The following is an 18,518-nucleotide window of genomic DNA, read 5'->3' as shown; positions in this document are numbered from 1 at the left end:
AGATTACACACATTTCCCCGAAGCCGATGCCAAGGGGGCGCCAATCCCGAAAGATTGACGCCCCGCTGGTGATCAGTCGTGGTGCTTGACGGTCAGGTCGCCACCGGCGATCAGGTTGTTGATCGCGGTGCTGCCGCTGCCCCAGTTCGCGCCATCGACCTTGATCGTGACATCGGCCGTACCGCCACCCGACGTGGTGAACGCGCCGGTACTGCTCACGCTCAGTGTCGAGTTCCCCGCCGAATCGGTGTTCAATTGCAGGTACTTGGACAGGTTGCCGTCGTTGTTGCCTTGCAGCAAGTCAGACAGGTCCAGCTTGTCGCCTTCGCTGTGCTTGAAGTCCATGATGCGATCAGCGCCGCTGCCGGTGTTGGTGTCGCCTTTGAGCCACACAAAGGTATCGGCACCCGCGCCACCGGTGAGGATGTCATTGCCCTTGCCGCCCACCAGGATGTCGTTACCCGCACCACCGGAAAGCGAGTCGTTACCGCCCTGGCCGAACAGGATGTCATCGCCGGCGTTACCAATCAGGGTGTCGCCGCCATCCTTGGTGCCGTAGATGTTCGATGCGCTGGCCAATGCACCGATGTCCTGCACGTGCTCAGTGATGTACTGATGCAAGGTACGGTCGTCGACGTGATCGACCGTGGTGGACAGCTTCTCTGCGGCGAACGCCTTGAGCGCAGCACTGCCTTCCTGGCCTTTGTAGCTGATCAGGTCACCGAACAGGATGTCGTTGCCCGAACCGCCGGAAATGTTGTCGGCACCGGTATCGGCCGTGTGGCCGGTAATGGTGTCCGCCAGCTTCGCGGTGTCGATCGTGCTGACCGTTTTATCGCTGTCGAAGTACTTCTGGAGCATGTTGGTATCGATATCTCTGCCCAGACCGATGGCTTGTACCTCAACCCCACCCGTAACCGCTGTGATCAAACTGTTGTAGGCCCCCTTGGCGTTGGACAAGGCGGTGTTTGAGTCCTGGTAAACCGAAGCAACGTCAAAACCGCCGCTGCTATTGGCTACCACAGTGCCCACATAAGACTGACTGCCCCAGACATCGTAGGAATAGACCTTGCCTTGTCCATCGACGATTACTTCGGTGCGGCCGTAGATGGAGGCTGTCACCGGCGTGGTCTGACCCAAGACATAATTGGAGCTCTTGACCTGGCTGTCGAAGGAAACGTTCGAACCACCAATCCAACTGGTTGAGCCCAGCGAAGGGTTGCCTTGAATGGACGTGTACACATTCGGCGCACCGTCGGTAATGAAGTACGTCAGGTTTTTCGCGCCGGCATTACTGGTCGCGTCAGTGCTCTTGAACCAGGCCGTGGCAGCATCGAAGGCGTCCTGGTAGTTGGTCATGTCGGACGAATTGGAGGCCATGTTAGTCAACACCGCCTGCAAGGCAGCCTTGGCAGCAGCCTGATCGGCCAGGTTGACCGAGACCTGCGACTCAACCCTGGTATCGAAGTCCACCAGCAGCACTTTCACCACACCCGAACCGCTCAGCTTCGCGTTGGCGATCAAGGTGTCGAAAATGCTGGAGAGCTGGGTCTTGATCGAACTCATCGCCGAAGAGCCGATACTGCCCGAGGTGTCGACGATAAACGCGATGTTGTAGTTGGTACCCGGCGTCGTGATACCACCTTTGTCGCCCACTACTACGTTGTTGGCCGAGCTGGCGCCCAGGTCGATGGTGTCTGCCGCAGCGCCGCCCTCGTTCACCGGGTTGTAGACCTGGGACTTGACCGTGATGGTGGTAGTTGCCACCGACGAGCTCAGGCTGTTGCTACCTTCGTTATCCGTCACCGAGACATTGATGGTGCGATCGCCCAGGGCCGGGTACTTGCTGGTGCTGGAGTACTGGAACGACTCCAGCAACGTCTTGTAGGTGGCCGCATCCGCCGCACCCGACAGGGTCAGCACAATTTTGCCGCTGACGTCAGTCCCGACGCTGGTCACGGTGACGCCTTTATAGGTGCCGCCCACCGACACCAGGCTCGAGGTGAGCTGATCGCCCGCACTGGCGTTTTTCAGGGTGATGGTCGCGCTTTGCATCTGGTTGCTGTCGATGTCAGAGATGCCCACGCTGCCGGTAATCGCCACACCGGTGGTGCTGCGTTCGGTGTACGAGGTGCTGTAGCCGGTAGCCACACCACCATCCGCGATGCTGAGGTCCAGGGTTGGCGCGTCGTTGACCGAGGTCACGGTGATGGTGCCGTTAGCCGGGGCCGAGGTCAGCGGATTGCTGCCGTTAGCGTTGCCGCTGTCGGTCGCGGTGTAGGTGAAGTTCGCCGTGCCGTTGAAGTTCGCGTTTGGCTTGAAGTACACGGTGGCTTCGCCGTTGACCGCGTTAATAGCGCCGGTCACCGGTTTGGTCATGGCCGCGTCGGTGTAGAAGGTGCCATTAGTTGGCGTGCCGACGGTGAAGGATTTCACGTTCGCCAGGCCATCCACGTCAGTTGCGCTCAGCTTGACCGCGATACCTACGCTTGGGTCTTCAGCACCGGTCGCGGTTGTCGCCGCTGCAACCGGCGCGTCGTTGACCGCAGTCACGGTGATGGTGCCGTTGGCCGCTGGCGAGGTCAGTACGTTGCTGCCGTCAGCGTTGCCGCTGTCGGTCGCGGTGTAGGTGAAGTTCGCCGTGCCGTTGAAGTTCGCGTTTGGCTTGAAGTACACGGTGGCTTCGCCGTTGACCGCGTTAATAGCGCCGGTCACCGGTTTGGTCATGGCCGCGTCGGTGTAGAAGGTGCCATTAGTTGGCGTGCCGACGGTGAAGGATTTCACGTTCGCCAGGCCATCCACGTCAGTTGCGCTCAGCTTGACCGCGATCCCGACACTTGGGTCTTCAGCACCGGTCGCGGTAGTCGCCGCTGCAACCGGCGCGTCGTTGACCGCAGTCACGGTGATGGTGCCGTTGGCCGCTGGCGAGGTCAGTACGTTGCTGCCGTCAGCGTTGCCGCTGTCGGTGGCGGTGTAGGTGAAGTTCGCCGTGCCGTTGAAGTTCGCGTTTGGCTTGAAGTACACGGTGGCTTCGCCGTTGACCGCGTTAATAGCGCCGGTCACCGCTTTGGTCATCGCTGCGTCGGTGTAGAACGTGCCATTAGTTGGCGTGCCGACGGTGAAGGATTTCACGTTCGCCAGGCCATCCACGTCAGTTGCGCTCAGCTTGACCGCGATACCTACGCTTGGGTCTTCAGCACCGGTCGCGGTTGTCGCCGCTGCAACCGGCGCGTCGTTGACCGGAGTCACGGTGATGGTGCCGTTGGCCGCTGGCGAGGTCAGTACGTTGCTGCCGTCAGCGTTGCCGCTGTCGGTCGCGGTGTAGGTGAAGTTCGCCGTGCCGTTGAAGTTCGCGTTTGGCTTGAAGTACACGGTGGCTTCGCCGTTGACCGCGTTAATAGCGCCGGTCACCGGTTTGGTCATGGCCGCATCGGTATAGAAGGTGCCATTGCTCGACGTGCCGACGTTGAACGACTTGACGTTGGCCAGACCATCGACATCGGTGGCGGACAGCTTGACCGCGATCCCGACACTTGGGTCTTCAGCACCGCTCGCGGTGGTGACGATCGCCACTGGCGCATCGTTGACCGCAGTGACCACGACGCTCACCTTGCCAGTCGTGACTTCTTCAACCTGCGTGCTCAACTCTTTGGCTGTTGCCGTCACAGTCAGATCGAAATTGGCCGTCGCATCCTTGGCCGGAGTAACGGTCAAGGTAGCCAGGTTCCAATTGCTGACATCGTACTGGGTGGTCGCACCCGTCGAGGTATAGCTGTGGCCCGTGGCGCCGTCGGTAATTACAGCGCCTTCAGGCAGGCCGCTGATTTCTACCTTGTGCGATTCCGACTGGTCATTGTCGACAAACGTGGTCGTGATCGGGCTGATCTTGATCGCACTGTCTTCCAGGCCGTGGTTGTAAACGTAGCCGGTGTAATAGCCTTCTCCGTTGACCACGTGAGCATCGTCAAAGACCGCCCCGGCGGCTTTCAACGCGTCCAGGCTGGTATAGGTCTGCACGCCGCTGCTGCCCAACGCCATCGACGGGCCGTTGTTGATCGAGACATTGACGTCGTAGTTGCCCGGGCCGGCCTGGTTGTAGTGATAGATGTCGAGGGTGTAATAACCCGACTCTGTCGGCGTAAACGGGGTTGCGTTAATCCCGCTGCCCTGGCTCCAGGTCTCGGTCGACACCAACTTGCCGCCGACGGTAACCGCCATGCTGTCATCGGCGCTGCCGGTGAAGCTGTAGCTCTTGCCGGCTTCGAGGTAGATCAGGCCAGAGACTTTGGTCGCAGTGTGCTCCACCACATCACCGTTACTCACGTTTGCGGTCACACCCGTGGAGGCTGCGCTGCCAGGGGTTTGGGCGTTGATGACCCGGATCAAATCGCTGGACTGAACAACACCATTACCGTTCGTACCCAATGCACCAGGCAGGTTCCCGCCGGTCCAGGTTTGAATGGTCAAGCCGGTTGGCACGTCACCGAACGAGCCGACCGTCACGACAGGAACGTCCGTCACTGGGTGGATATCCACGGTGATGGTTTGAGTGTCGCTGTTGAGCTGGCCGTCGGTAGCCTGGAACTTCAGCTCGGTGTAATCACCCTGCTTGTTACCGACGCCGGTGTTGCCGAAGCTGCTATCACCCGACTCGTTGGCTGCTGGGCTGTAACGCACATTGTGATTGTCGAAGTCGGCCTGGCTGAAGGCCTTGCCCGGCGACGTATCGGTTTTCAGATCAGCTGCGTTGAGCTGGACCCAAACACCGTCGACTTTGTACTCAATGGCACCGCTGGGCAGGCTGGTGAAGACGACTTTCAGGTCCGTGGAATCGACATCATTGACCCCGAACGTCGACCATTTCAGCTCGACTGAAGTGTCTTCGCTGCTTTCTATGTGGCCATTGCTCGCAGTCGGCGCATCGTTGACCGGGGTCACGTTGATGGTGCCGTTGGCTGGAGCCGAGGTCAGCGGGTTGGTGCCGTCAGCGTTGCCGCCGTCGGTGGCGGTGTAAGTGAAGTTCGCCGTGCCGTTGAAGTCCGCGTTCGGTTTGAAGTAAACCGTGGCTTCGCCGTTGACCGCATCAATGGAACCGGTCACCGGTTTGGTCATCGCCGCGTCGGTGTAGAAGGTGCCGTTGGTTGGCGTGCCGACGGTGAACGATTTCACGTCCGTCGGGCTGTCTACGTCGGTGGCGGACAGCTTGACCGCGATGCCTACGCTTGGGTCTTCAGCACCGGTCGCAGCAGTGGCTTCAGCCACCGGAGCATCGTTGACCGCAGTCACGGTGATGGTGCCGTTAGCTGGCGCCGAAGTCAGTGGGCTACTGCCGTCAGCGTTGCCGCCGTCGGTCGCGGTGTAGGTGAAGTTCGCGGTGCCGTTGAAGTTTTCGTTTGGCTTGAAGTAAACGGTGGCTTCGCCGTTGACCGCGTCAATGGAACCAGTCACCGGTTTGGTCATCGCCGCGTCGGTGTAGAAGGTGCCGTTGGTAGGCGTGCCGACGGTGAACGATTTAACGTCCGTCGGACTGTCTACGTCGGTGGCGGACAGTTTGACCGCGATGCCTACGCTTGGGTCTTCAGCACCGGTCGCAGCAGTGGCTTCAGCCACCGGAGCATCGTTGACCGCAGTCACGGTGATGGTGCCGTTAGCTGGCGCCGAAGTCAGTGGGCTACTGCCGTCAGCGTTGCCGCCGTCGGTGGCGGTGTAAGTGAAGTCCGCAGTGCCGTGGAAGTTTTCGTTCGGTTTGAAGTAAACCGTGGCTTCGCCGTTGACCGCGTCAATGGAACCGGTCACCGGTTTGGTCATCGCCGCGTCGGTGTAGAAGGTGCCGTTGGTAGGCGTGCCGACAGTGAAGGATTTCACGTCCGTCGGGCTGTCTACGTCGGTCGCGGACAGTTTGACCGCGATGCCTACACTTGGGTCTTCAGCACCGGTCGCAGCAGTTTCCGCAGCCACCGGCGCGTCGTTGACCGCAGTCACGGTGATGGTGCCGTTGGCTGGCGCCGAAGTCAGCAGGCCGCCGTCGGTGGCGGTGTAGGTGAAATCCGCGGTGCCGTGGAAGTTTTCGTTCGGTTTGAAGTAAACCGTGGCTTCGCCGTTGACCGCGTCAATGGAACCGGTCACCGGTTTGGTCATCGCCGCGTCGGTGTAGAAGGTGCCGTTGGTAGGCGTGCCGACGGTGAACGATTTAACGTCCGTCGGACTGTCTACGTCGGTCGCGGACAGCTTGACCGCGATGCCTACGCTTGGGTCTTCAGCACCGGTCGCAGCAGTTTCCGCAGCCACCGGCGCGTCGTTGACCGCAGTCACGGTGATGGTGCCGTTGGCTGGCGCCGAAGTCAGAGGGTTGCTGCCGTCAGCGTTGCCGCTGTCGGTCGCGGTGTAGGTGAAGTCCGCGGTGCCGTGGAAGTTCGCATTTGGCTTGAAGTACACCGTGGCTTCGCCATTGGTGGCATCAATAGCGCCCGTCACTGGCTTGGTCATGGCCGCGTCGGTGTAGAACGTGCCGTTGGTCGACGTGCCGACGGTGAACGATTTCACGTTCTCCACGCCATCGATATCAGTAGCCGAAAGTTTGACCTCAATGCCCTGGGCCGGATCTTCGGAACCGGTCGCGGTAGTGGCCATGGCTTCCGGTGCATCATTCACTGCAATCACATTGATCGGCAGGTTGATCGACTCGGATTTCGGATCAGCGGTGCCGTCCTGCGCAGTCGCAGTGACAGTCAGGTTCACCAGGCCGTTGGCGTTTTCCGCCGGGTTGAAGACCAGGGTGGCCTTGTTCCAGTCGCTGATGTCGACGCTTTGATTGCCAGCTGTCGCTGTGAAGGTGTGACCCGGCGTGCCATCGGTGATGGTCGCGTTGAGCGGGACGCCACTGATTTCCAGCTTGAGCGTCTCGGAGCCATCCTTGTCGGTGGCGTAGGCGTCGATGGTCGACAGCTTGATCGCATGGTCTTCCAGGCCGGTGTTCAGCACCTGGGTGACGTTGATGTTATCCAGCACGCCGCCCAACGAGTTGTTTGCCTCGCCAGCCGGGGCTTTGAATTCGAGCTTGGCATCGCCGTCAGCGGTGACCGGCACGACGAAGGTGTAAGTCTTCATGCCAACGGTGGTGGTGTCCAGGGTGCCGACTTTGACGCCGCCCCAGAATACGTCGATCACCGAATTGTTCTCGGCACCCGCACGCGGCGAGTAGTCGACCGAGATGGTGTACGCCGTGCCAGCTTCCGCCTTGATGATGGTGTACAGGCTGGAGTCGTCGCCGGCGTTTTTCTCAAGCTCGATGACCTGGCTGTTGCCTGGGGTCTCTACGCCGTAGATGCTGCTTTGGCCGATTTCGACTTGGCCGTCGGCATTACCCGTGAGCCACGGAGTGCTCTGGGTGCCATTGACGGCCGGGTTGTTAGCATTACCTACCGCGACGTCGCCCCACGAACCATTGAGGTTGGCGCCGTCGAAGTTGATCGAGGTCACAGGGCCGCCGCCGAGCAGGCCCAGGTGCGGGGTGTCGGTAACCGGCGCGATCGTGATGTCAGTTGTGGTTACGGTGCTCGATTTACCGCCGTTGTCGACCGCGGTGAAGGTCAGTTCGGTTTTGCCGCTCCAGTCGCCGGTCGGGGCGAAGTAAACCGCGGCCTTGCCGTCGGCACCCGCTGGCACCGAATCGCCGACTTTGAGTTCGGTTTGCAGCGTGGCGTCGCTGTACAGCTTGCCGTTCTCCGGCAAGGTAGTAATGACAAAGCTGGAGACGGTACCGTCCACGTCCTTGCCGTCCAGCACGATCTTGGCCGTATGGTCTTCATCGGCGGTGGTGTTGTCGGCCGATGCAATCGGCGCGTCGTTGAACAGGTCGATAGTGACCTTGCCGGTGGCGCTGCCGGTTTCCGGTGGTTCGCGATCCAGGTTGCCGCCGCCGACGTCAGTCACATCGATGGTGACGGTACGATCAGTGCCGACAGGATTGTCGCCCGGGCTCTGGAAGGTGATGGCTTCAACCACCTTGACGAAGTCGGCGGCGCTGCTGCCGGTCGCCGAGTCGCTGGTGAGGGTGTAGACGATTTTCCCGTCGGCGGCGCTGCCGCTCTGGGTGATGGTGATGCCGGCAACGGCCAGGGCCTTGAGCACGTCGGTATTGCTGAGCACATCACCCGAAGCCAGGTTGTCGACGGTGACCACGACTTTGCTGAAGGTGGTGTTGTCGACGTCTTTGATGGTCAGGTTTTCGACCAGCGCGACCGCGTCTTTTTGTTCAGTGAACGTGGTGCTGTCGAACTTGACCTCAGGCGGATCGTTCACCGGAACCACGTTCACCACAGAGGTCACGGGTGCCGAATCCAGCTGACCGTCGTTGACGGTGATGGTCAGGGTGCGATTGGCCGGGTCCGGGTTCTCGCTTTCGCTGGCGAAGTGCACCGAACGCAGGACTTCCTGGTATTCCGCCTTGGTGGCTTCACCAGACAGGGTCAGGATGCCAGTGGCTTTGTCGTAGCTGACTGCAATTTTGGTGTTGCTGACATCTGCGATCAGCACATCGTCTGCCAGGTGGTTGACGAGTGTGACTTTGGCGCTTTGCAGGGTGCTGTTGTCGACGTCGCTGACGGTCAAGGTCGCCGCCACGTAGCCGCCTGGCTTGCCTTCAATGTAGGTGTCGCCGAATGCGTTGGTCGAAGCGTTGCCCAGTACTGGCGCGTCGTTGACCGCAGTCACCGTGATGGTGCCGTTGGCTGGGGTCGAAGTCAGCGGGCTGCCGTTGCCAGTAATACCGCCGTCGGTCGCGGTGTAGGTGAAGTTCGCGGTGCCGTTGAAGTTTTCGTTTGGCTTGAAGTAAACGGTGGCTTCGCCGTTGACCGCGTCAATGGAACCGGTCACCGGTTTGGTCATCGCCGCGTCGGTGTAGAAGGTGCCGTTGGTAGGCGTGCCGACGGTGAAGGATTTCACGTCCGCCACGCCATCTACGTCGGTGGCAGACAGCTTGACCTCGATGCCTACGCTTGGATCTTCAGCACCGCTCGCAGTCGTGGCATCAGCCACCGGCGCGTCGTTGACCGCAGTCACGGTGATGGTGCCGTTGGCTGGAGCCGAGGTCAGCGGGTTGGTGCCGTCAGCGTTGCCGCCGTCGGTCGCGGTGTAGGTGAAGTCCGCGGTGCCGTGGAAGTCCGCGTTTGGTTTGAAGTAAACCGTGGCTTCGCCGTTGACCGCGTCAATGGAACCGGTCACCGGTTTGGTCATCGCCGCGTCGGTGTAGAAGGTGCCATTGGTTGGCGTGCCGACGGTGAAGGATTTCACGTCCGCCACGCCATCTACGTCGGTGGCAGACAGCTTGACCTCGATGCCTACGCTTGGATCTTCAGCACCGCTCGCAGTCGTGGCATCAGCCACCGGCGCGTCGTTGACCGCAGTCACGGTGATGGTGCCGTTGGCTGGAGCCGAGGTCAGCGGGCTGCTGCCGTCAGCGTTGCCGCCGTCGGTCGCGGTGTAGGTGAAGTTCGCGGTGCCGTTGAAGTCCGCGTTCGGTTTGAAGTAAACCGTGGCTTCGCCGTTGACCGCATCAATGGAACCGGTCACCGGTTTGGTCATCGCCGCGTCGGTGTAGAAGGTGCCATTGGTAGGCGTGCCGACAGTGAAGGATTTCACGTCCGTCGGGCTGTCTACGTCGGTCGCGGACAGTTTGACCGCGATGCCTACGCTTGGATCTTCAGCACCGGTCGCAGCAGTTTCCGCAGCCACCGGCGCGTCGTTGACCGCAGTCACGGTGATGGTGCCGTTGGCTGGCGCCGAAGTCAGCGGGCCGCCGTCGGTGGCGGTGTAGGTGAAGTCCGCGGTGCCGTGGAAGTTTTCGTTCGGTTTGAAGTAAACGGTCGCTTCGCCGTTGACCGCGTCAATGGAACCGGTCACCGGTTTGGTCATCGCCGCATCGGTGTAGAAGGTGCCGTTGGTTGGCGTGCCGACGGTGAACGATTTCACGTCCGTCGGGCTGTCTACGTCGGTCGCGGACAGTTTGACCGCGATGCCTACGCTTGGGTCTTCAGCACCGGTCGCAGCAGTTTCCGCAGCCACCGGCGCGTCGTTGACCGCAGTCACGGTGATGGTGCCGTTGGCTGGAGCCGAGGTCAGCGGGTTGGTGCCGTCAGCGTTGCCGCCGTCGGTCGCGGTGTAGGTGAAGTCCGCGGTGCCGTGGAAGTTTTCGTTCGGTTTGAAGTAAACAGTCGCTTCGCCGTTGACCGCATCAATGGAACCAGTCACCGGTTTGGTCATCGCCGCGTCGGTGTAGAAGGTGCCGTTGGTTGGCGTGCCGACGGTGAACGATTTCACGTCCGTCGGGCTGTCTACGTCGGTGGCGGACAGTTTGACCGCGATGCCTACGCTTGGGTCTTCAGCACCGGTCGCAGCAGTTTCCGCAGCCACCGGCGCGTCGTTGACCGCAGTCACGGTGATGGTGCCGTTGGCTGGCGCCGAAGTCAGCGGGCTACTGCCGTCAGCGTTGCCGCCGTCGGTGGCGGTGTAGGTGAAGTTCGCCGTGCCGTTGAAGTCCGCGTTTGGCTTGAAGTAAACCGTGGCTTCGCCGTTGACCGCATCAATGGAACCGGTCACCGGTTTGGTCATCGCCGCGTCGGTGTAGAAGGTGCCATTGGTAGGCGTGCCGACGGTGAAGGATTTCACGTCCGCCACGCCATCTACGTCGGTGGCAGACAGCTTGACCTCGATGCCTACGCTTGGATCTTCAGCACCGCTCGCAGTCGTGGCATCAGCCACCGGCGCGTCGTTGACCGCAGTCACGGTGATGGTGCCGTTGGCTGGAGCCGAGGTCAGCGGGCTGCTGCCGTCAGCGTTGCCGCCGTCGGTCGCGGTGTAGGTGAAGTTCGCGGTGCCGTTGAAGTCCGCGTTCGGTTTGAAGTAAACCGTGGCTTCGCCGTTGACCGCATCAATGGAACCGGTCACCGGTTTGGTCATCGCCGCGTCGGTGTAGAAGGTGCCATTGGTAGGCGTGCCGACAGTGAAGGATTTCACGTCCGTCGGGCTGTCTACGTCGGTGGCGGACAGTTTGACCGCGATCCCTACGCTTGGGTCTTCAGCACCGGTCGCAGCAGTTTCCGCAGCCACCGGCGCATCGTTGACCGCAGTCACGGTGATGGTGCCGCTGGCTGGCGCCGAGGTCAGCGGGTTGGTGCCGTCAGCGTTGCCGCCGTCGGTCGCGGTGTAGGTGAAGTCCGCGGTGCCGTGGAAGTCCGCGTTCGGTTTGAAGTAAACCGTGGCTTCGCCGTTGACCGCATCAATGGAACCGGTCACCGGTTTGGTCATCGCCGCGTCGGTGTAGAAGGTGCCATTGGTAGGCGTGCCGACAGTGAAGGATTTCACGTCCGTCGGGCTGTCTACGTCGGTGGCGGACAGTTTGACCGCGATGCCTACGCTTGGGTCTTCAGCACCGGTCGCAGCAGTTTCCGCAGCCACCGGCGCATCGTTGACCGCAGTCACGGTGATGGTGCCGTTAGCTGGCGCCGAAGTCAGTGGGCTACTGCCGTCAGCGTTGCCGCCGTCGGTCGCGGTGTAGGTGAAGTCCGCGGTGCCGTGGAAGTTTTCGTTCGGTTTGAAGTAAACGGTGGCTTCGCCGTTGACCGCGTCAATGGAACCGGTCACCGGTTTGGTCATCGCCGCGTCGGTGTAGAAGGTGCCGTTGGTTGGCGTGCCGACGGTGAACGATTTCACGTCCGTCGGACTGTCCACGTCGGTGGCGGACAGTTTGACCGCGATGCCTACGCTTGGGTCTTCAGCACCGGTCGCAGTAGTGGCTTCAGCCACCGGCGCATCGTTGACCGGCGTCACCGTCACGTCCAGCGTGCTGCTCGAACCGGTATTGGTGGTGTAGCCGATCTGCGGCGCTTCACCGTTGAAATCCTTGGCCGGGTTAAACACATACGCGCCATCCGCACCGATGGTGATGGAGCCGACACCTTCGATAACGGCGACTTTGCCCGCGGCATACGTGTTGCCGTCGACGGTAAACGTCGCGACGGTCAGCACGTTGTCGATGTCGCTGTCATTGCTCAGCACGTTGCCAGTGGCGGCCTGATCCTCGACAACGGTGTTGGTGTCCGCGACCAGCACGCTCGGATCGTCGACAGCGACCACTGTGGTCGTGGCGGCTTCCGGGTTGATCGCCAGGTTTTCGTAGTTACCGCCGCTCGCACCGGTGATGGTGGCGCTGACGGTCAGGTCTTTGCCGTCGGCCAGGTTTGCCGGCGTATCGACGCTGACGGTGCCCGTGGTTTTACCGGCTTCGATGGTGATAGTGGTGTTGTTGGACAGCGTGATGGTGACGTCGGTCTGCGCGGCGTTGTTCACGGTCGCGGTGTAGACGATCTTGCCACCCTCATCCACCGATGCAGTCGCAGTCAGTGTGACGGTGGTGGTGTCGATGGTGTCGTTGACCTGCGTCACCGCCGGCGTCGGGTCGGTGGTGATGATCAGGTTGCCGCCGCCGGAGGTGCCGGCAATGGTGGCGGAAATCGAAGAGGCGTCCAGGTAAGGCGTGTCGTTACCAGCAAACGTGACGTTCAGTGCACCCGAGGTCTGGCCGGCAGCGATCACGACAGAGAGGCCGTTGGACAAGGTCACGGTGAGGTCGCTGGTCGGCGCCTGGGTGATAAACACCGTATAGACAACAACACCACCGGCTTCGGTGATGGTTGGCGTGGCAGTCAGGGTGATGGTGACGTTGCGCGGGTCGACGCCATTATTGTTGGCGCCGGTGAAGGTACTGTTCACTGCATCACCGGCATTCAAGCCGGTCGTCGGGTAGCCAATGGTGGGGTCAACCGCGCCTGCGGTGGCCTCCAGCACGACAAAGCTGTGGCCGCCACCGACGGCACCGTCGGAACCAGCAGCCGTTGGGCCTGCCGCGGTGGCTTCGAGGTCTTGGGTCGGGTCGGCACCGGCAGCGATGGCTTGCTGCAGTTCGGCGACGGACGGTGCGGCTTGAGCAGTGGCGGCGCTCAGGTCGGTGACCGAGTCAGGCGCGCTTGCGCTCCACTGGGTGTCACGCCCCAAATCGATGGTACGGCCGTCGGCCAACTCCAGAGAGACGGCGCCCGATGCGCCGGTATCGACCTGTTCCCCGGCGAATAGACGATCCCCTTCTACGAGCAGGCGACGAATCCCTTCCGGGGAAACTGCGAACACTTGACCGACAATGCTTTTGACGACCGCAACGCTGCTCATAAAAGACTCTCCGTGTATTACCGTTCGGGGGTATCCATCAAGGAGACCGGCCCGCTACCTGGTGCCGATTCAATAGCTGGAGTACTTAACTGCTGTGAAAATATTTTGGCGTCAATATTTTGTTGTTCTTTCGGGATAATTACTTTTCCGTCAAGGTATTGACCTATTGGACGCCATCCTAAACAATCCGCCCAGTAATGTCACATTGATATTTAAGCGGCCTCGCGACTTTCTGTTTGCGCCCTTCGGCGCCCTAGAAAAACGGGCATTTCGAGTTGCCACTACAATGCAATATTCCAAATGTGTTGCGTTTTTTTAAGGCAACCAATCCCCGGGGAAACATCAGAATGCGTTTGCACCTTCTTAAAGCTGTGCCGTTTGCTCTAGCCGCCAGTTTCGTCCAGGCTCAGACCCTGCCCGAAGCGATGCAAGACGCAGTGGAAAATCATCCGGAGATCCAGGCCGCTATCAATGCGCGCATTGCCGCTGACTATCAGGTTCGCGAAGCCCAGGGCGGCTACCTGCCAAAAATCGACTTGTTGGGCGGTTATGGCCGTGAAAGCTCCGACAACACCTCGACCCGCGCCGCCAGCAACAGCCATGACTGGAAGACCTTGAACCGCGGCGAGTCGAGCATCCGCCTTCAGCAAAATTTGTTCCAAGGCTTTGGCACCGTCAATGAAGTCGGCCGCCAACAAGCCACCGCCAATTCCCGTGGCTACGCGCTGCTCAATACCTCCGAGCGCACCGCACTGACGGTCGCCCAGGTTTATCTGGATGTCTTGACCCGTCGCGAGATGGTGCAACTGGCAGAAGACAACCTGAAAAGTCACGAACGCATTTTTGACCAGATCAAACTGCGCACTAGCCGTGGCGTCGGCCGAATGGCGGACATGGACCAGGCCGAAGCGCGACTGGCCCAGGCGCAAAACAACCTGATCACCGAGCAGACCAACCTGGCGGACGCGAACACCAACTTCCTGAGTGTTGTCGGCAAAGAACCCGATCAGCTTGAGAAGCCGCTGGGCATCGTGACCGCGCTGCCCGCCAGCCTGGATGAAGCACGTCGTCAGATGATTGCGGACAGCCCGGTACTGCGCTCTGCCGAGTCGGACATCGCTGCTGCCGAAAAGCAGTACGAAGCCGCCAAGTCGACCTTCTACCCGCGCTTTGACGCCGTGCTGCAACGCTCGGCGAACAACAACATCGGCGGCGAAGAAGGCCATGACAATGGTTATTCCGCCATGCTCAACATGCAGTTCAACCTGTACAACGGCGGCAGCGACAAAGCCAGCCTGCAGTCCAAGGCCTCCCAGGCCACCCAGGCGCTGGATATCCGCAACAACGCCCTGCGCCAGTTGAACGAAGAGCTGGGCCTGGCGTGGAACGCCTACAACAACGCCAGCCTGCAGGTGCCGATTGCACAGCAGTACGTGGACCGCAGCACCAAAGTGCGTACCTCGTACCAGCAGCAGTTCAGCCTGGGCGAACGTACCCTGCTTGACCTGCTCGACAGCGAGAACGAACTGTTCACCGCTCAGCAGCGTCTTGCACAGATCAAAAACCTGTACATCTATACGCAGTACCGCATCAAGGCCGACATGGGCCAACTGCTGAGAAGTCAGGGCGTTGTGGCGCCGATGGCATCAGTTGTGCAGAACGATGTTAAACCGTCGGTAAACCTGCCAGGGATGAACTGATTCTTGACGGCGTTGGACCACTCAACTGCTTAAGAGAGAGTCAGCTTGGATTCTGAAATAGGTTTGGCGCAACTCAACCACGACCCGCGCGCTCAGCATGACGACCCGTTGCTGGACGGGTTGTTGGCTCTCTGTTCCCTGCATTACAAACCCGCGAGCCGGGCGATGCTCACCACGGGCCTGCCCCTGGCTGGGCAGCGCCTGAGCGCCGATCTGCTGCCCCGTGCAGCGGCCCGCGCGGGTTTGCAGGGGCGTTTGCTGCAGCGCAAGCTGGAGCAGATCCCAACCATTGCCCTGCCGGCGTTACTGCTATTAAAGGAAGGCCGCTGTGCGGTGCTGTTGGGCTGGGAGGGTGATACCGCCCGTCTGCTGCTCAGCGAGAGCGACGGCGGCGAAGTTCAGGTCACCCGCGAACTACTGAGTCAAGATTACAGCGGCCGGGTTTTCTTCGCCCAACCGCAACATAAATTTGACGTCACCAGCGGCACGCTGATCCCGCGCGCGCGCTCGTGGTTCAAAGACACCCTCAAGCGTTCGCGCTGGCTGTACGCCGACGCCATTGCCGCCAGCCTGGTGATCAACCTGATCGCGCTGGCCGCACCGCTGTTTGTCATGAACGTGTACGACCGCGTGGTCCCGAACCAGGCCACCGCCACCCTGTGGGTGCTGGCCATCGGCATTTGCGGCGCCTACCTGTTCGACCTGTTGCTCAAGAGCATGCGCAGTCTGTGCCTGGACCTTGCGGGCAAAAAAACCGACCTGATCATTTCCGCGACGCTCTTCGAGCGCATCGTGGGCATGGCCATGAAAATGCGCCCGGCGCGCGTCGGCAGCTATGCCTCCAACATCCACGAGTTTCAGGGGATGCGCGACTTCCTCACGTCCCTGACCCTCACCAGCCTGATCGATTTGCCCTTCACCCTGATCATCCTCGGCGTGATCGCGTTGCTGGGGGGCCACCTGGTGTGGATTCCCATCGTTGCGTTCCCGCTGGCCCTGGGTATCGGCCATTTCCTGCAAAAACCGCTGACCGCGACACTTGAGCGCACCATGGCCCTGAGCGCCGAGCGGCAATCGAGCCTGATCGAAACCCTCGCCGGGCTGGATGCGGTGAAGGTCAACAACGCCGAGAGCGAACGCCAATACCAGTGGGAACAAACCATTGGCACCCTCAGCCGCCTGGAACTGCGAGTCAAAGTGCTGTCCGGCCTGGCGATGAATATCACGTTGCTGATCCAGCAAGTGGCCGGCGTAGCGATGATCATCTTTGGCGTGTACCAGATCATCGACGGCACCCTGAGCATGGGCGGCCTCGTGGCGTGCTACATGCTCAGCGGCCGCGCACTCGGCCCATTGGCCCAGTTGTCGGGCCTGCTGACCCGTTACCAGCAAGCCAAGGTGACGATGGTCTCGGTGGACCAGATGATGGAGCTGCCGCAAGAGCGCAACTTCGACGAGCGCCCGCTCAGCCGTAAAACGCTGCAAGGCGCGATGGCTTTCCGCGAGGTCGACTTCACCTACCCGAACCAGCAAAACCTGGCACTGCGCGGCATTAACCTGACTGTTCGCCCCGGCGAGAAAATCGGCATCATCGGCCGCAGCGGCTCGGGCAAAAGCTCGCTGGCCAAACTGCTGGTGGGCCTGTATCAGCCGGACTCCGGCTCGTTGCTGGTGGACGGTGTAGACATCCGCCAGATCGACGTCAGCGAATTGCGCCATAACATCGGCTACGTGGCCCAGGACATTCAACTGCTGGCCGGCACCTTGCGCGACAACCTCGTGTCGGGTGCGCGCTACGTGGATGACGAAATGGTGCTGCAAGCGGCAGAACTCGCCGGCGTGCACGAATTCGCCAGGCTGCACCCCCAAGGCTACGAACTGCAAGTGGGCGAGCGCGGGCAAAACCTTTCCGGCGGCCAACGCCAGAACGTCGCCCTCGCCCGTGCGCTGCTGCTGAACCCACCCATTCTGCTGCTGGATGAACCCACCAGCGCCATGGACAACACCGGTGAAGAGCGCCTGAAACAGCGCTTGCAGGCGGTGATCGAAAACAAGACGGTGATTCTTGTCACCCACCGTGCTTCGCTGCTGAGCCTGGTAGACCGCCTGCTGGTGATCGACCGTGGCCAGATCCTCGCAGACGGTCCAAAAGCGGCCGTGATGGAAGCGCTGAAAAAGGGGCAGATCAGTGTTGCTTAAGTCCGGCCCAGGCCGTTGGAAAGACGTCATCTTCCGCTACTTCAAAGGCAGTGCCTCGCTCGACGGCCAGCCTATGCCCGAAGTCGAAAAGGCCCTGATCGACGACGCACCGCGCATCGTGCGCCTGACCATCTGGGGCGTGATCGGCTTCTTTGTGTTCCTGGTGCTGTGGGCACATTTCGCGATCATCGACGAAGTCACCAAGGGCGAAGGCAAGGCCATTCCATCGTCACGCATCCAGAAAATCCAGAACCTGGAAGGCGGCATCGTCGCTCAGATCTATGTGCACGAAGGGCAGATCGTCGAAGCCGGTGCGCCGCTGGTGCGCCTGGACGACACGCGATTCGCCTCCAACGTCGGCGAAACCGAAGCCGACCGCGTGGCCATGGAACTGCGCGTGGAGCGCCTCAGTGCAGAAGTCGATAACCGCCCGCTGAACATCACCGAAGCCGCGCGCAAAGCCGTGCCCAACCAGGCTTCGAACGAAGAATCGCTGTACCTGAGCCGCCGCCAGCAACTGGCAGACGAAATTGGCGGGCTGCAACAGCAACTGCTGCAACGCCAGCAGGAACTGCGTGAATTCAGCTCCAAGCAGGACCAGTACCGCAACAGCCTGAACCTGCTGCGCCAGGAAATCGGCATGTCCGAACCCCTGGTACAGCAAGGTGCGATCTCGCCGGTGGAAGTGCTGCGCCTCAAACGCTCGGAAGTTGAAACCCGCGGCATGCTCGACGGCACCACCCTGGCCATCCCCCGCGCCCAGGCCGCCATCAACGAAGTGCAGCGCAAAATCGACGAGACCCGCGGCAAGTTCCGCAGCGACGCCCTGGCCCAGTTGAACGAAGCACGCACCAACCTGAGCAAGGCCCAGGCCACCTCCAAGGGCCTGGAAGACCGCGTCAGCCGCACCATGGTCACCTCCCCCGTGCGCGGCATCGTCAAGCAGATGCTGGTCAACACCGTCGGCGGCGTAATCCAGCCCGGCAGCGACATGGCCGAAGTGGTCCCACTGGACGACACCCTGCTGGTGGAAGCGCGGATCCGCCCACAAGACATCGCCTTCCTGCACCCTGGCCAGGAGGCCATGATCAAATTCACCGCCTACGACTACACCATCTACGGTGGCCTCAAAGGCAAGCTGGAAACAATCGGTGCCGACACCGTGATGGACGAAGAGAAGAAAAACACCTTCTACGTCATCAAACTGCGCACCGACCGCAGCCACCTGGGCACCGACGAGAAGCCCCTGCTGATCATCCCGGGCATGGTCGCCTCGGTGGACATCATCACCGGCAAGAAAAGCATCCTGAGCTACCTGCTCAAACCCATCATCAAATCCCGCGCCGAGGCATTGCACGAGCGTTGATTTTTCGCGCAGGACGTAGGGAAATACGGGGA

4 protein-coding genes are annotated in these 18,518 nt (G+C 61.0%); 3 read left to right on the top strand and 1 reads right to left on the bottom strand.

All coding sequences use genetic code 11. The features are described from left to right. Positions 1-72 precede the first annotated feature (72 nt). Complete coding sequence (locus PSH59_RS01545) at positions 73-13,221, bottom strand: retention module-containing protein (protein WP_305394138.1); 13,149 nt, start codon at positions 13,219-13,221, stop codon at positions 73-75. Positions 13,222-13,568: 347 nt separating this feature from the next. On the opposite strand from PSH59_RS01545, the gene PSH59_RS01540 reads away from it, so the two are divergent. From PSH59_RS01540 to PSH59_RS01530, 3 genes are read left to right on the top strand one after another with little or no spacing between them, the layout of a single operon-like run. Further along, positions 13,569-14,921 (top strand): TolC family outer membrane protein, encoded by a 1,353-nt coding sequence (locus PSH59_RS01540; protein ID WP_248083172.1) that lies wholly within the window; start codon positions 13,569-13,571, stop codon positions 14,919-14,921. Positions 14,922-14,966: 45 nt separating this feature from the next. After that, positions 14,967-17,120, top strand: a complete 2,154-nt coding sequence (locus PSH59_RS01535; RefSeq protein WP_305394137.1) for a type I secretion system permease/ATPase — start codon at positions 14,967-14,969, stop codon at positions 17,118-17,120. After that, positions 17,110-18,486: an HlyD family type I secretion periplasmic adaptor subunit gene (locus tag PSH59_RS01530; protein WP_248083161.1), complete on the top strand. Its 1,377-nt coding sequence runs from the start codon at positions 17,110-17,112 to the stop codon at positions 18,484-18,486. The genes PSH59_RS01535 and PSH59_RS01530 overlap by 11 nt, the downstream gene beginning before the upstream one ends. Positions 18,487-18,518 lie beyond the last annotated feature (32 nt).

The sequence above is a fragment of the Pseudomonas sp. FP2309 genome (assembly GCF_030687575.1).
Taxonomy (GTDB): domain Bacteria; phylum Pseudomonadota; class Gammaproteobacteria; order Pseudomonadales; family Pseudomonadaceae; genus Aquipseudomonas.
Note: the sequence above shows the minus strand (reverse complement) of the source record. Positions and strands in the feature narration are given on the sequence as shown.

Coding starts and splice junctions, on each gene's coding strand:
- PSH59_RS01545 (WP_305394138.1), bottom strand. CDS start 13,221: ATGAGCAGCGTTGCGGTCGTCAAAAGCATTGTCGGTCAAGTGTTCGCA.
- PSH59_RS01540 (WP_248083172.1), top strand. CDS start 13,569: ATGCGTTTGCACCTTCTTAAAGCTGTGCCGTTTGCTCTAGCCGCCAGT.